Below are 14,544 nucleotides of genomic sequence, written 5' to 3'. Positions count from 1 at the left end.
AGCCTGTCAGAGCGACACGTCCTGTTCGTCGTGGCCGAACTCGACCTGCCGACCGTCGTAGCTGCCTGTGCATGACGTCACCACGTGATAGGTGGTGAAGGGCAACGGAGCCGGCACCTGGAAGGTCGTGCTCCCGTTGGGGTCGATGTCGAACTCCCTGCTGGCTCCGGTCGCACCGGATGTCGAGCGGGCGTCGTAACTGCAGCTACCGCCGATACCCGCGTTGTTCTTGACATTCACCGTCCATTGGAAGGGCGCCCGCACGAACGAGACCCGTACCGCGTTCGCCGGTGCCGGGCACTGTTCTCCGGCCGGGACTTCCGGCTTTAGTCCTCCCGGCGGGCAAGCCTTCATCTGCGGTGGTGCCGGTGTACCGGCCGGTGCCGGGTCTTGGCCTCCTCCGGGTGTACCCGGGCCCGACGGCGGCGTTGTGACTCCCGACGGCTTGCCGAAGACGATGCCCACCCAGTCGGTTTCGGTCGGCTCGTAACGGATGAAGCTCACGCCGTACTCGGTCCATGCGCAGTTGCCTATCAGGCTTCCCGCGCCCTTCTCGTAGGCGTTGGTCCGTGCTGCGGCCATGGGATCACCGACACCGATGAACGACCGCACTTCCCCCGGATACGAGGCGATCATCCCCTGGCTCTTCGCAGTGTCGGGAACGAACTGCCCTTGGGCGAAACCGATGTCCTGGAGCACGTTGTTGTATCTCAATGGCGGACAGGACGGCCCGTACTTGAGGCGGTCGGCGGTGACGGTGCCCCTGAGGTCGGCGAGTACATCGGCGTGCGCCACCGGTGCTGCCATGAAAGAAGCCAGCAGTAAACCCGCCGCCACGCTTGCGCTGCGCGCCCTTCGTGTTGTGGTCATGACACCTTCCTCTGAGTTGTCGGATAGGCATATTCGTCGGTGTCCCCCCGACTGACTGACGTTCGAGCAGGTCATGGGCGAATCACATCACGGTGGTGCGCGCCGGGCCTCATCCGAACAGATGAGATCTGGAACCGTGTTGACGGTCTACTGCATCCAATACCAATTCCTCACATTCGGGGGCATGTGTTGACGGGAGGCTGCTGCTGTGACGACGGCGGCGCGGTTCGGTTCCGTCGGACCATTTCTCGGCCGCGCAGGGGTAGTCGGCTACCCGAGCAGTGGAGGTCGGCAAGCGCTAAAATTCGGTGACCGAATGCCCTGAAAGGGGCCGCGCGGATGATTGCTCTTGACCACTACTCGCGACTGGTGCAGTCGATCTATGACGCTGCGGTGCAACCAGACAACTGGGCGGTCGCGCTGGACGAGATCGCGTCGGTGTTGGGCGCGACGGGCTGCGCATTGTTGATCACCGATCGCGAGCGCAACGTGATCACCTCCAGGTCAGCCGGTGCCGACCCGGCCGCGGTGATGGCCTACAACGACCACTACGGCGAGCTGGACATCGTCGTCGCCGCTCTCAAGAGCATGCCGGCCGGGCGTGCTCTGCCCTTCAAGTTCCTCGCGACTCCCGAGCAGTTCGCCGGCAGCGAGTTCTACAACGACTGGTCGCTTCCCAACGACTATGGAGATGGCCTTGGTTCGGTCTTGATTCGAGGGCGTGACAGCATGGCATGGCTCGCTGTTGCCGCAAAGACCGCAGCGGATCCGTTCGGCTCACCCGAACGGATCGCTTTGGTGCAAGCTCTCGTTGGCCATCTGCAGCAGGCAATCCGGACACAGGTGCGACTGACCGATCTCGACCGCCGAAACGCGGACCTCATCGCAGCGCTCGACTCGTTGTCCGATGGCGTGGCGATCGTCGGTGGTGACGGTCGGGTGGTCCACATGAACCCGGCGGCCGCGGCGATGGTGGCCGCCGCGGACGGACTGGGCGTACGTTCGGGACATCTCGTTGCCACCGGCGAACGGGCCGACAGCACACTGGGCCGCATGGTGTACCAGGCGTCGGTCGGCGGGCCGGCCGACGTCGCGGCGGGCGGATGTCTGGCGATCCCGCGCCCGTCGGGGCGACGCCCTTATGTGGCGCGTGTCATCCCGCTCGGATCTGGGGTTTCCACCGACATGGCGTCACAGAGCGCATTGATCGTGATCGCCGATCCCGAGCGTGAACCCGAACCCGAGGCGGATACGTTGCGACGCCTCTACGGATTGACCAAAACAGAAGCCGAAGTGGCGCGGCGAGTGCTCGGGGGAAGTGGACTGCGACCGATCGCCGACGAGATGTCGCTGTCGCTGCCAACTATCCGTAGCCACCTCCAGCACGTGTTCCTCAAGACCGGAACGCATCGACAGGCCGAGCTCGTCCGGCTCCTGATCGGCGGGTTGGCCGCGACGCGGCGCCCGGAAGAGCGCGGGGGTCGGCATCGCGCCGGGTCCTGACGCCGAGGTGCGCGGTCTCGCTCGGGTTGAGAACCGTTCTCACGGATGCCGCAGGATTGCGACGGAATGCCCGCCCACCCGGGTGGCGTCGACGCCGACCGTGGGCTTGTCCCAAGCCAGCACCACGTCGCCGGTGACCGGGATGTCGACGGGATCGGCGCCGAGGTTGCAGGCGATCGCCAGCGCGCCGCGGTGCATCACGAACCAGCGGGCATTCTCGTCGAAGTCGATCTTCAGGTGGTCCAGCCACGGGTCGGCCATGTCCGGCTCGGTGTGCCGCAGGGCGATGAGGCTCCGGTAGAACTCCAGCAGCCGGGCATGGTCCCCGATGCCGACCTCATCCCACTGCAGCTTCGAACGCTCGAACGTCTCCGGATCCTGCGGATCGGGGATCTCGTCGGCATCCCAACCGTGCTCGGCGAACTCCCGCTTGCGGCCTTCGGCGGTGGCCCTGGCCAATTCGGGTTCGGGGTGGGAGCTGAAGAACTGGAACGGCGACGAGGACGCCCACTCCTCACCCATGAAGAGCATTGCCGTGTAGGGCGATCCGAGTGCCAGTGCCGCCTTGACGGCCAGCTGGCCGCTGGTCAGGTTCTGTGACGGCCGGTCACCGACGGCCCGGTTGCCCACCTGGTCATGGGTCAGGGTGTAGGCCAGCAGTCGGGTAGCCGGTATCGCCGTGGTGTCGAGCGGGCGACCGTGTCTGCGGCGGCGGAAGGACGAATAGCTACCGGCGTGAAAATACCCGTGCCGCAACGTCTCTGACAATGTCTCCAGTGTCCCGAAATCGCCGTAGTAGCCCTGCCGTTCACCGGATACCGCGGTGTGGATCGCGTGGTGGATGTCGTCGTCCCACTGTGCGGTCATGCCGAGGCCGCCGTGTTCGCGCGGGGTGATGAGCCTCGGGTCGTTCATGTCGCTCTCGGCGATCAGCGACAGCGGGCGTCCGAGTTCGTCGGCCAGCGCGTCGGTTTCGGCAGAGAGTTCTTCGAGGATGTGGATCGCGGTGGTGTCGACGAGCGCGTGCACCGCGTCCAGGCGCAGGCCGTCGGCGTGGAAGTCCCGCATCCATCGCAGCGCACAGTCGAGGATGTAGCGACGCACCTCGTCGGCGCCGGCGTCGCCGATGTTGATCGACTCGCCCCAGGGGTTGGAGCCGCTGGACAGGTAGGGCCCGAACTTGGGCAGGTAGTTGCCGGACGGTCCCAGATGGTTGAACACCGCGTCGATGAGCACGCCGAGGCCACGGGCATGGCAGGCGTCGACGAGCCGGATCAGCCCGTCCGGACCGCCGTAGGGTTCGTGTACGGCGTACCACAGCACGCCGTCGTAGCCCCAGCCGTGGGTGCCGCCGAATGCGTTGACGGGCATCACCTCGACGAAATCGACACCGAGGTCGACGAGGTGGTCCAGCTTCTCGACCACCGCGTCGAACGTTCCGCCGGGAGTGAAGGTGCCCACGTGCAGTTCGTAGACCACCGCGCCTTCGACGGAGCGGCCCCGCCACCCGCTGTCGGTCCAGGCATCGGCCTGCGGCCGCCACAGCTGGGAGCGCTCGTGCACGCCGTCGGGCTGCCGCGGCGAACGGGGATCGGGAAGCACCTTGGGGTCGTCGTCGAGCACGAACCCGTAGCGGGCGTCGGCAGGGGCGTCGACGGTCGCGCGCCACCAGTCGTCGTCGCCGCGCGTCATCGGGTGCAGTGTCCCGCCGACGTCCAGGCGTACCCGCTCCGGCCGCGGGGCCCACACCGCGAACTCGTGCTCAGGCATCGCCACGCTCCAGCAACGCCACGGGCAGGTTGGCGAACAGCTCGGCGGCACGCACCTCACCGTGGTGCGCCGCACCGGTCAGCCGGTCGGTCCACGTGCCGTCGGGCAAGGCGAGAGTGGTTTCCCCCCATCCGGTCTCGGCGAGACGCACGGTCCAGCGACTCGCCGCCACCACGACGTCGTCTCCGCGCCCGAACGAGACGAGGTGCTCGGCGGCTTTTCCGGTGGCGAGCAGCGGTCGGTACCCGCCCGACAGGAAGGTGTCGGGCCGTTCGCGGCGCAGATGCAGTGCCGCACGCACCACCCGCATCTTCGGGTGCTCCGCACCGGCCAGCGCCTGCCGCCTGGCGTCATAGTCCACCGCGCGCCGGTTGTCCGGGTCGACGAGGCTGTCCTCCCACAGTTCGGTGCCCTGGTAGACGTCGGGGATCCCGGGTCCGGTCAGCGCGATCAGCTTCTGCCCCAGCGCGTCATTGCGGCCGTGGGCATCGAGTCGGGCGACCAGCGCGCTCATCTCGGTACCTACCGGCCCGTCGAGGATCGCGTCGATCCAGCTGTGCACGGCGCCCTCGAAGTCGGCGTCGGGATCGTTCCACGAGGTGCGCAGGGCCGCTTCACGGATGGCCTTCTCGGCGTAGCCGTGCAGGCGGCGCCGGAGTTCGTCGGTGACCACACCGTCCGTCGGCCACACCCCGAACATGTTCTGCCACAGGAACAGTCCGGTCGTCACATCCGGGGGAGGGGTGGTCAACTGCCAACCCCGCACGAGTTCGGCCCACAGCGACGGCACCTGGGAGAGCACCCCGATGCGGGCCCGGACGTCCTCGCCGCGCTTGGTGTCATGGGTGGTCAGCGTCGTCATCGCCTGCGGCCACAGCGCCGCGCGGACCGAGGCGCGCTGGTGGAACTCCGCCATGCCGACCCCGAAGTGGACCGGCTCGCCGCCGACCTCGTTGAGCGACACCAGGCGGGCGTCGCGGTAGAACAGGCAGTCCTCCATGGACTTGGCGGTGGCCGCCCCGCACAGCTGTTGCAGCCGGACCTCGACCTCCCGATGCGACAGCGCGGTGGCGAGCACCGTCAGGGGCTCGGCCAGGTCGGGCTCAGCCGACACGGTTTCGGCGATGGCCACGGGCAAGATCCCCGCCAGGGCCAGGTAGTCGGACCGGTACACGCCGACACGGCTCAGCAATGCGGCGATCGCGTCACCCAACTGATCGTGGTCTCGCCCGGTGGCGGCGACGACGCTCCGGCGCAGCCGGGCGAGCTCGCTGGCCAGCGTGACGGTGACCGCCGTGACCTTCAACGCGCGCGCCTGCTCATCGGTGGCGGAGTATTGGATACCCGCCGACTCGACGAGCGCGGTCAGGGTTTCTGCACCGCTCGGGTCGACGAACACGCCGCCGCTCTCACGCAGCGCGTCGTACCCGGTGGTACCCGCGACCGGAAGGCTGCTGTCCAGCGCCTCGTCGACGGCGAGGATCTTCTCGATCACGATCCACGCCTGCGGCCCGGTGAGTTTCCGCAACCAGGCGAGATACCCTGCGGGATCGGACAGTCCGTCCGGGTGATCGATCCGGATACCGTCGACCAGGCCTTCGCTGAACCACCGTGCGACCTCCGCGTGGGTCGCGTCGAACACGGCGCGGTCCTCCTGGCGCAGGCCGGCCAGCGAGGTGATCGAGAAGAACCGGCGGTATCCGCACACGTTGTTGCGCCAGCCGACCAACTTGTAATGCTGGCGATCGTGCACCTGCGGACCCGTGCCGTCCCCGGTGCCTGGCGTTATCGGCCACGTCCGGTCGCCGAGTCGCAACACGTCGCCGTCAACCGCCAGATCCGCCACATCGCTGTCGGAACCGAGCACCGGCAACACGATTCGGCAGTCCGGATCCAACGTCCAGTCGATATCGAAGAATTCGGCGTACCGCGACCCGCGGCCGTGGGTCAGCAGGTCCCACCACCACCGGTTCTGCGCGGGGACATCCACACCGACGTGGTTGGGCACGATATCGACGACAACACCGAGACCCGCCGCGCGCGCGGTGTGCACCAGGCGTTCGAAACCCTCGGGACCGCCGAGCTCGGCGGAGATGGTGGTGGGATCCGTCACGTCGTAACCGTGGCTGGAGCCTTCGGCCGCGGTGAGCACAGGGGACAGGTACAGGTGTGAGACGCCGAGGTCGGCGAGGTAGTCGACCAGCTTCTCGGCGTCGGCGAACGTGAACGCCTCACCGCTGGCCGGTCCGCGCATCTGCAGCCGGTACGTGGAGAGCACGGCCATTGTCAGGCCGTCTTGCGCAGTACGAGCAGTGACCGGGGTTGCAGCGAGATCGTCTCCCCGGCAGCTACTTCCAAGGTGCTCGCGCCCTCTGGGTGGGTGGTGTCGACGGCCCCCGTCCATTCCTTGGCGTAGTCCGCGTTGGGGAGGACGAAATCCAGCGGCTCGTCATGGGCGTTGAAACACAGCAAGAAGGAGTCGTCGGTGATGCGCTCCCCACGCTCGTCGGGGGAGGGGATCGCGTCCCCGTTGAGGAAGACCGACACGCATTCGAAGCCGGAGCCCCAGTCCTCCTGCGTCATCTCGGTGCCCGACGGGTTCATCCAGGTGATGTCGCGGATCTGCTCGCCGGTGCTCTGCGGTTTGCCCTCGAAGAACCTGCGCCGCCGGAACGCCGGATGGTCCTTGCGGAATTTCACCATCCTGCGGGTGAACTCGACGAGGTCGGCGTTTGTCTCACACAGCGACCAGTCCATCCAGGACAGCTCCGAGTCCTGGCAGTAGACGTTGTTGTTACCGCGCTGGGTTCGGCCCATCTCGTCGCCGTGCGCGATCATCGGCGTGCCCTGGGACAGCATCAGGGTGGCCATGATGTTGCGCATCTGCTTGCCGCGCAGCGCGAGGATCTCCTCGTCGTCCGTCGGCCCCTCCACGCCACAGTTCCACGACCTGTTGTGGCTTTCGCCGTCGCGGTTGTCCTCACCGTTGGCCTCGTTGTGTTTCTCGTTGTAGGAGACCAGATCGTTGAGCGTGAAGCCGTCATGGCACGTGACGAAGTTGATGCTGGCGCTCGGCCGTCGGCCGGTCGCCTCGTACAGATCCGACGACCCGGTCAACCGGGACGCGAACTCACCCAGGGTTGCGGGCTCTCCCCGCCAGTAATCACGCACAGTGTCGCGATACTTCCCGTTCCATTCGGTCCACAAACCTGGGAAATTGCCGACCTGATATCCGCCTTCGCCGATGTCCCACGGCTCGGCGATCAGCTTGACCTGACTGATGACCGGATCCTGCTGGATGATGTCGAAAAACGCCGACAGCCGGTCCACGTCGTAGAACTCGCGGGCGAGTGTCGAGGCGAGATCGAAGCGGAATCCATCGACGTGCATGTCCAGCACCCAGTACCGCAGCGAATCCATGATCAGCTGCAGCGTGTGTGGATGGCGGGCATTGAGGCTGTTGCCGGTGCCGGTGAAGTCCTTGTACAAGCGCAGATCGCCGTCGAGCAGCCGGTAGTAGGCGGCGTTGTCGATGCCGCGGAAGTTGATCGTCGGCCCGAGATGGTTGCCCTCGGCGGTGTGGTTGTAGACGACGTCGAGGATCACCTCGATGCCTGCCTCGTGGAATTCGCGGACCATCGTCTTGAACTCGCCGACCGCACCACCGGCGTTACGGTTGGCCGCGTACTGGTAGTGCGGAGCGAAGAAGCCGAAAGTGTTGTAGCCCCAGTAGTTTCGCAGCCCGAGGTCGAGCAGGCGGTGATCGTGCAGGAACTGGTGCACCGGCATCAGCTCGATCGCGGTGACGCTCAACGATTTCAGGTGGTCGATGATCGCCGGGTGGCCGAGACCGGCATAGGTGCCGCGTAGTTCCTCCGGGATTCCCGGATGGGTCTGCGTCATGCCCTTGACGTGCGCCTCGTAGATGACCGTCTCGTGATAGGGCGTGCGGGGCGGCCGGTCCGAACCCCATTGGAAGAACGGGTTGATCACCACGCTGGTCATGGTGTGACCCAGCGAATCGACCTGCGGTGGCACCCCGCCGGTGGCCAGGTCGTCGGCCCGCAGGTCGTAGGAGTACAGCGCCTGCGAGAAGTCGAAGTCGCCGTGGAACGACTTGCCGTAGGGATCGAGCAGCAACTTGCTCGGATCGCACCGGTGACCGGCACCCGGATCCCACGGACCGTGCACCCGGAAGCCGTAGCGCTGACCGGGTGTGACCGTCGGCAGATAGCAGTGCCACACGAACCCGTCCACCTCGTCGAGGTCGATCCGCTGTTCGCGACCGTCCTTGCCGACCAGACACAACTCGACGCGCTCGGCGACCTCGGAGAACACCGAGAAGTTGGTACCTGCGCCGTCATAGGTGGCGCCGAGCGGGTATGGGGTACCCGGCCAGACAGTGGGGGCGGACGGCCCGGCCGAGGACATCAGTCGCTCCACCAACCGGTCGCGGCGCCGATCTGACGGCCGAGCTCATCGGTCATGGTGCGCATGTACGTCGCAGAAAGGTGGTGTGCGTCGTGATAGAGCAACACGTTTCCCTCCACGGCTCGGCAGTGGTCGGCGCGGCATACCGCATCGCTCATGTCGAGCGGCTTGAGCATCGGGAACCGCTTGACGTAATCCAGTGTCGGGTTGTGGTCCGACAGTACTTCGGATCGTTCGATCCCGCACGAGATCGCATCGCCGCCGTCGGCCAGGCAGTCCGCCGGGAAGAACGGGTCGCCGTCGCGCACCATCCACGGGGTGTCGCGCATGGCGAGCACCGGAATGTTGTTGTCGGAGAACTCTTGCCAGATGCCGACGTAACTGGACGGCATCACGTCGCCTGGCTTGATGTTCCACGGCCTGGTGGACGTGGTGAACACGAAATCCGGTTTGTCGGCGATGATTTCGGGCATCACCCGTTCGTTCCACTCACGGCATTTCGGATACGGGCGGTTGTCACCCATCACCAGTGGCTTTTCCTCGGTCGTGAGCGGGCAGCCCATCTTGAGGTAGGTGACGACCTTGAAGTGGTGTGCGCGCCCCAGCAGATCCAGGGCGGTGATCCAGTGCTCGGCGTGGGAGCCGCCGGCCAGTGCGATGGTCCGGGTGGCCGCCGTGTCGCCGTAGGTGCAGTTGATGATGTCGACGTTGTCGAAGTCGCTGATACAGCCCTCGGTGGTGGAGACCGGGATGTCGTCCTTGGCCTCCAGTACCGTCGGGCGCATCGGCAGCTCCGGCACTCTCGCGTTGTCGACGAGGGCCAGTGCGCCGGGGTAGCCCCGCAGCGAGAGCACCGACAGTTCCTTGCCGTTCGCCCGCAGCACGGTCACGTGCTCACGCCAGGTGAACGACGTCGCTGTCAGCGCCACCCCGAGCAACGCCACGGTGGAACCCAGCACGATGGTGGGTCTGCGCAACCGTTTCCGCAGTGCGACCTTGCTGACCGGGGCGGTGGCCGCCACCGTGCCGCGGGAGCGCAGCGGCTCCTCCACGTAGCGGGTGGTCAGCCACGCGAGCAGCCCGGAGACCAGGAGGATCACCGCGCCTTCGACGAAGGTGACCCGCGAATTACCGGTGTGGGCGAGGTAGAAGATCAGCAGCGGCCAGTGCCACAGGTACAGCGAGTAGGCCATCGCGCCCAGCGCCACGAACGGTTTCGACGCCAGCAGCCGGTTCGGCGCCGGGATTCGTCCCCCGGTGTGAGGGTCGGCGTAGCGGTTGGCCGCCGACAGGATGAACAGCAACGTCGCGCCGACCGGCACCAGCGCCCACGGGCCGGGGAACTCGTGGACGCCGTCGATCAGTGCGCCGCACGACAGGATCGCGGCCAGTGCCACGACGGCGAGCAGGGTGCGCAGCCACATCGGCCAGCGCACATGGGGAACGACCGCACCCACCAGTGCGCCGAGCAGCAGTTCCCAGGCGCGGGCGAAGCTGTTGTAGTACGCCGTCGCCTGGTCGGCGTTGTGGGCGATGATCGCGTAGACGAACGACGCGATGGTCAACGCGCCGAGCAGCACGACGAAACCGGCCCGCGCGCGTTTCCCGAGCAACCGGCGGAACAGCCACGCAGACAACATGATCAGCACCAGGAAGGCGATATAGAACTGGCCCTGCACGGACATCGACCAGATGTGCTGCAGCGGACTGACCGTCTCGCCGGCCCGCAGATAATCCGAGGCCGTCCGGGCCAACTCCCAATTCTGGTAGTACCCGAGGCTGGCCAGGCTCTGGTCGGCGAAAGCCTCCCACCGCGTCTCGGGCTGGATCAGGATCGTCAGCACCGCTGACACCGCCAGCACCACGACAAGGGCAGGAAGCAGTCGGCGGATCAGCCGGGTGACCTCGGGTACCGGCCGCAGCGCCACGCCGGGAGTCAACGCACCCCGCAGTAACCGCCCGCCGAAGAAGAAGCCGGACAGCACCAGGAAGACGTCCACGCCGCCGGACACCCGTCCGAACCACACGTGGAACACCGCGACCAGCGCGATGGCGATTCCGCGCAGGCCGTCGAGATCATGCCGATAGAAGCCCTTGGTGCGGGTTCCCATGCCGGCGCTTGGCGGTACTGACGCAGTCCGGGTCGGGCCCGGAACGGTGGGGGACGCCGGCCGGGCGGGGGCGAGGGTCATCATGATCGACGGCTAATCTACCGAAGATGCCTGCGTTGACGCCTACCGAGATCAGCGCCATCGACGCCGCTCACATCTGGCATCCGTACAGTCCGATCGGTGACACCGCGCTGGCGCCGACCGTCGCGGTGGGCGCGCGCGGAGCGTGGCTGACGCTGGTCCACCAAGGCCGTGAGGTCGAAGTACTCGACGCGATGGCGTCCTGGTGGACCGCCGTGCACGGGCACGGCCACCCGGTATTGGACGCGGCGATCACCCGGCAACTGGCGACGATGAACCACGTGATGTTCGGCGGACTCACCCATGAACCCGCGGCGCGGCTGGCGCAGCTGCTGGTCGAGGTGACCCCCGAGGGCCTTGAGACCGTGTTCTTCAGTGACTCGGGTTCTGTCTCGGTGGAGGTCGCGGTCAAGATGGCGCTGCAGTTCTGGCGCAGCACCGGTCGTGTCCGCAAGAGCCGGCTGATGACGTGGCGCGGCGGCTACCACGGCGACACGTTCACCCCCATGAGCGTGTGCGATCCGCAGGGCGGCATGCACGAGTTGTGGACGGGGGAGAACTCGCTGCTGGCCGATCAGGTGTTCGCGCCGCCGGTTCCTGCGGACTACGACCCGGCCTACGTCGCGGCATTCGCCGACCAGCTGGGCCGGCACGCAGACGAACTCGCTGCGGTGATCGTCGAACCCGTCGTCCAGGGCGCGGGCGGCATGCGCTTCCACGATCCGCGCTATCTGGTCGACCTTCGCCGGCTGTGCGACGAGCACGGCGTGCTGCTGATCTTCGACGAGATCGCGACCGGGTTCGGTAGGACCGGTGCGATGTTCGCCGCCGACCACGCCGGGGTCAGCCCCGACATCATGTGCGTCGGCAAGGCGCTCACCGGTGGATACCTGACGCTTGCGGCGACGCTGTGCACACGCGTCGTCGCGGACACCATCAGCGTCAACCCGCCCGGCGCCCTGATGCACGGCCCCACCTTCATGGCCAACGCCTTGGCCTGCGCCGTGAGTGTGGCCTCGGTGGAGCTGCTGCTCGCGACCGACTGGACTGCCCGCGTGCGCGCCATCGAGGACGGCCTTCGGTGCGGTCTGGCGCGGGCCGCGTCGATGCCGAATGTGTCCGACGTCCGGGTCCTGGGCGCCATCGGCGTGATCGAGCTGGATCGGCCCGTCGACCTTGCCGTCGCGACCCCGGTGGCCGTCGAGCACGGCGTCTGGCTCCGGCCTTTCCGCAACCTCGTCTATGTGATGCCGCCCTATATCTGCACCGCCGCCGAGGTTGACCAGATCACCTCGGCGATGCTCGCGGTCGTGCGTGCACTAACCTGAACGGTGTTTAATTGCCGGCCCGCCGGCGTGTTCAACTGCCGGCCCGCCGGCGCGTTCAATCGCCGGGTCCCGCCGGCGTGTTCAATTGCCGACAGGAGCGCCCGTGACCCGCGTCAGTCTGTCCCCGCTCGCCTGGCTCGACGAGGTCGAGACCCAGCGGCGCGCGGCCGGACTGCGGCGCACGCTGCGCACCCGTCCGCCGGTGGGCGCCGAACTGGACCTCGCCTCCAACGACTACCTCGGTCTCTCGCAGCATCCGCGCGTCATCGACGGCGGGGTCTCCGCGCTGCGCACCTGGGGTGCCGGATCCACCGGGTCCCGCCTGGTCACCGGCAACACCGAGTTGCACGAGGCGTTCGAGGACGCGCTGGCGGCGTTCGTCGGAGCCGAGTCCGCCCTGGTGTTCTCCTCGGGATACACCGCCAACCTCGGTGCCGTGGTCGCGCTGTCCGGCCCCGGATCGCTGTTGGTCTCCGACGCGAACACCCACGCGTCGCTGGTGGACGCCTGCCGGTTGTCGCGCGCCCGGGTCGTCGTCACCCCGCACAACGACACCGCGGCCGTCGAACAGGCGCTGGCCACCCGCTCCGAGGCGCGCGCCGTCGTGGTCACCGATTCGGTGTTCTCGGCCGATGGTGACCTGGCGCCTCTGCGCGCGCTGCACGCCGCGTGCCGCAAACACGGCGCCCTGCTGATCGTCGACGAGGCCCACGGGCTCGGCGTGCGCGGCGACGGGGGCCGCGGACTGCTCGACGAGGTCGGACTGGCCGGTGCGCCGGATCTGGTGATGACGACGACCCTGTCGAAGGCGCTCGGCAGCCAGGGCGGGGTGGTACTCGGGCCCGCCGCGGTGCGCGCGCACCTCATCGACACGGCACGGCCCTTCATCTTCGACACCGGTCTGGCCCCGGCTGCGGTCGGTGCCGCCTTCGCTGCGCTGCAGGTGCTCATCGACGAACCGTGGCGCGCGCAGCGTGTGCTCGACCACGCCGCGACACTCGCGTCCATCTGTGACGTGACCGAGGTCCCGTCCTCGGCGGTGGTATCGGTGATCCTCGGGGAGCCCGAGGTCGCCTTCGCCGCAGCCGCTGCCTGCCTGGACCGCGGCGTGCGCGTCGGCTGCTTCCGTCCGCCCACGGTGCCCGCGGGTACCTCCCGGCTGCGGCTGACCGCCCGTGCCTCGCTGTCCGAGGACGAGATGACGCTGGCCCGCCGGGTGCTCACGGAAGTACTGTCGCCCCGATGAGCGTCCTCGTGGTCACCGGCACCGGCACCGGCATCGGCAAGACCGTCGCCACCGCGGCGCTGGCCTGCCATGCCCGGCTACACGGAATCGACGTGGCGGTGTGCAAACCCGTGCAGACCGGGACCCAGGACGGCGACGACGACCTCGCCGAGGTGGCTCGCCTTGCCGGGGTCACCGAACTGCATTCGCTGGCACGCTTTCCCGAGCCCCTGGCGCCGCTGGCCGCCGCGCAGCGCAGCGGCGCCGAACTGCCGACCCGCGCACAGATCCTTGATGTGATCACGGCGGCAGACCGCCCGGGCCGGCTCACGCTGGTCGAAGGAGCGGGTGGACTGCTCGTCGAAATCGCCTCCGACGGTTCGACTCTGCGCGACGTCGCCGCCGACCTCGGTGCGCCGGTGCTGACCGTGGTGGCACCGGGCCTCGGCACGCTCAACCACACCGTGCTGACGCTGGAAGCGCTGGCCCACCGCCAGATTTCCAGCGCTGGTCTGGTGATCGGCGCATGGCCTGCCCAACCGGGCGTGGCCGAGATCGACAACCGGGACGCGCTGTCCCGGTTGGCGCCGGTGCGTGCGGCGCTGCCCGCCGGGGCCGGATCGCTCGGGCGCGCCGACTTCGAGCGTCTCAGTGTCGACGCGTTCGACCCGAGCTGGGTCGAGGGCCTGGCGACCTGATGGTGCATTCCGTCGAGCTGCTGTTCGACGACCGCACCGATGCCGCGGTTCGCCAGGTCTGGGATGAGTTGGCAGGCGCCGGGATTCGCAGCCTGGCCGGCCACCGCTCGCCGACCAACAGGCCCCACGTCACCCTGACAGTGGCCGAGATCATCGACGGCGGTGTCGATGAGGCGCTACACCCGCTGCGCGACCGGTTTCCACTGCGCGCCATCATCGGGGCGCCGATGGTGTTCGGCGGCGGACGCTCCGTCACGCTGGTGCGAATCGTGGTGCCGAGCGCGGAACTGCTCGCAGTGCAGGCCGACGTGCATCGGATCTGCCTGCCGCACATGCCCAGAGGCGCACTACCGCACGGGCAGCCCGGTCACTGGACGGCGCACGTCACGCTGGCGCGCCGGCTCCCGCTGGACCAGTTGGCGACCGTCTTTGCGCTGCCCGGTGTCACCCGCGACATTCCCGCCACCGTGGTGGGTCTGCGGCACTGGGACGGTGACAGCCACACGGAGCACCGGATCTGACGGCCG

At 67.8% G+C, this 14,544-nt stretch carries 10 protein-coding genes; 5 read left to right on the top strand and 5 right to left on the bottom strand.

Annotated elements, in window-relative coordinates; translation table 11 throughout:
• Positions 1-6 precede the first annotated feature (6 nt).
• Positions 7-870, bottom strand: a complete 864-nt coding sequence (locus BN976_RS19825) for a hypothetical protein (protein ID WP_133167811.1) — start codon at positions 868-870, stop codon at positions 7-9.
• Between the two features lie 339 nt (positions 871-1,209).
• Between BN976_RS19825 and BN976_RS19820 the strand changes: the two genes are divergently transcribed.
• Positions 1,210-2,373 (top strand): helix-turn-helix transcriptional regulator, encoded by a 1,164-nt coding sequence (locus BN976_RS19820; RefSeq protein ID WP_051558506.1) that lies wholly within the window; start codon positions 1,210-1,212, stop codon positions 2,371-2,373.
• A gap of 39 nt (positions 2,374-2,412) precedes the next feature.
• Here BN976_RS19820 and treZ read toward each other — a convergent pair whose 3' ends face one another.
• From treZ to BN976_RS19800, 4 genes are read right to left on the bottom strand one after another with little or no spacing between them, the layout of a single operon-like run.
• Positions 2,413-4,143, bottom strand: a complete 1,731-nt coding sequence (gene treZ, locus BN976_RS19815; RefSeq protein ID WP_036373306.1) for a malto-oligosyltrehalose trehalohydrolase — start codon at positions 4,141-4,143, stop codon at positions 2,413-2,415.
• The gene (treY, locus tag BN976_RS19810) at positions 4,136-6,427 is read right to left on the bottom strand and encodes a malto-oligosyltrehalose synthase (protein WP_036373045.1); all 2,292 of its coding nucleotides are present in this window, start codon (positions 6,425-6,427) and stop codon (positions 4,136-4,138) included. Before treY ends, treZ begins: the two co-directional genes overlap by 8 nt.
• Before the next feature lie 2 nt (positions 6,428-6,429).
• Positions 6,430-8,574, bottom strand: a complete 2,145-nt coding sequence (glgX, locus tag BN976_RS19805; RefSeq protein WP_036373304.1) for a glycogen debranching protein GlgX — start codon at positions 8,572-8,574, stop codon at positions 6,430-6,432.
• Positions 8,574-10,769 (bottom strand): acetyltransferase SucT, encoded by a 2,196-nt coding sequence (locus tag BN976_RS19800; RefSeq protein WP_036373043.1) that lies wholly within the window; start codon positions 10,767-10,769, stop codon positions 8,574-8,576. The genes glgX and BN976_RS19800 overlap by 1 nt, the downstream gene beginning before the upstream one ends.
• A 23-nt stretch (positions 10,770-10,792) precedes the next feature.
• Between BN976_RS19800 and BN976_RS19795 the strand changes: the two genes are divergently transcribed.
• The 4 genes from BN976_RS19795 to BN976_RS19780 all read left to right on the top strand — a co-directional run bounded on the left by BN976_RS19795 (position 10,793) and on the right by BN976_RS19780 (position 14,538).
• Entirely contained in the window at positions 10,793-12,094 is a 1,302-nt protein-coding gene (locus BN976_RS19795; RefSeq protein WP_036373041.1) for an adenosylmethionine--8-amino-7-oxononanoate transaminase, read from the top strand.
• A 103-nt stretch (positions 12,095-12,197) separates the two neighbouring features.
• Positions 12,198-13,340 carry an 8-amino-7-oxononanoate synthase gene (locus BN976_RS19790; protein ID WP_036373039.1) on the top strand — a complete coding sequence of 381 codons (1,143 nt, stop codon included), beginning with the start codon at positions 12,198-12,200 and terminating at the stop codon, positions 13,338-13,340.
• A complete protein-coding gene (gene bioD / locus BN976_RS19785) occupies positions 13,337-14,017 on the top strand; it encodes a dethiobiotin synthase (protein WP_036373037.1) in 681 nt (226 codons plus the stop codon). The genes BN976_RS19790 and bioD overlap by 4 nt, the downstream gene beginning before the upstream one ends.
• Positions 14,017-14,538: a 2'-5' RNA ligase family protein gene (locus tag BN976_RS19780; protein WP_036373035.1), complete on the top strand. Its 522-nt coding sequence runs from the start codon at positions 14,017-14,019 to the stop codon at positions 14,536-14,538. The genes bioD and BN976_RS19780 overlap by 1 nt, the downstream gene beginning before the upstream one ends.
• The last annotated feature ends 6 nt before the right edge of the window (positions 14,539-14,544 follow it).

The organism is Mycolicibacterium austroafricanum, assembly GCF_000612725.1.
Classification (GTDB): Bacteria; Actinomycetota; Actinomycetes; order Mycobacteriales; family Mycobacteriaceae; genus Mycobacterium; species Mycobacterium austroafricanum.
Note: the sequence above shows the minus strand (reverse complement) of the source record. Positions and strands in the feature narration are given on the sequence as shown.

Bases quoted from the DNA above. Each gene is read 5' to 3' on its own strand.
- bioD (WP_036373037.1), top strand. From the start codon at position 13,337: ATGAGCGTCCTCGTGGTCACCGGCACCGGCACCGGCATCGGCAAGACC.
- treZ (WP_036373306.1), bottom strand. From the start codon at position 4,143: ATGCCTGAGCACGAGTTCGCGGTGTGGGCCCCGCGGCCGGAGCGGGTA.
- BN976_RS19780 (WP_036373035.1), top strand. From the start codon at position 14,017: ATGGTGCATTCCGTCGAGCTGCTGTTCGACGACCGCACCGATGCCGCG.
- BN976_RS19800 (WP_036373043.1), bottom strand. From the start codon at position 10,769: ATGATGACCCTCGCCCCCGCCCGGCCGGCGTCCCCCACCGTTCCGGGC.
- treY (WP_036373045.1), bottom strand. From the start codon at position 6,427: ATGGCCGTGCTCTCCACGTACCGGCTGCAGATGCGCGGACCGGCCAGC.
- glgX (WP_036373304.1), bottom strand. From the start codon at position 8,574: ATGTCCTCGGCCGGGCCGTCCGCCCCCACTGTCTGGCCGGGTACCCCA.
- BN976_RS19795 (WP_036373041.1), top strand. From the start codon at position 10,793: ATGCCTGCGTTGACGCCTACCGAGATCAGCGCCATCGACGCCGCTCAC.
- BN976_RS19825 (WP_133167811.1), bottom strand. From the start codon at position 870: ATGACCACAACACGAAGGGCGCGCAGCGCAAGCGTGGCGGCGGGTTTA.
- BN976_RS19820 (WP_051558506.1), top strand. From the start codon at position 1,210: ATGATTGCTCTTGACCACTACTCGCGACTGGTGCAGTCGATCTATGAC.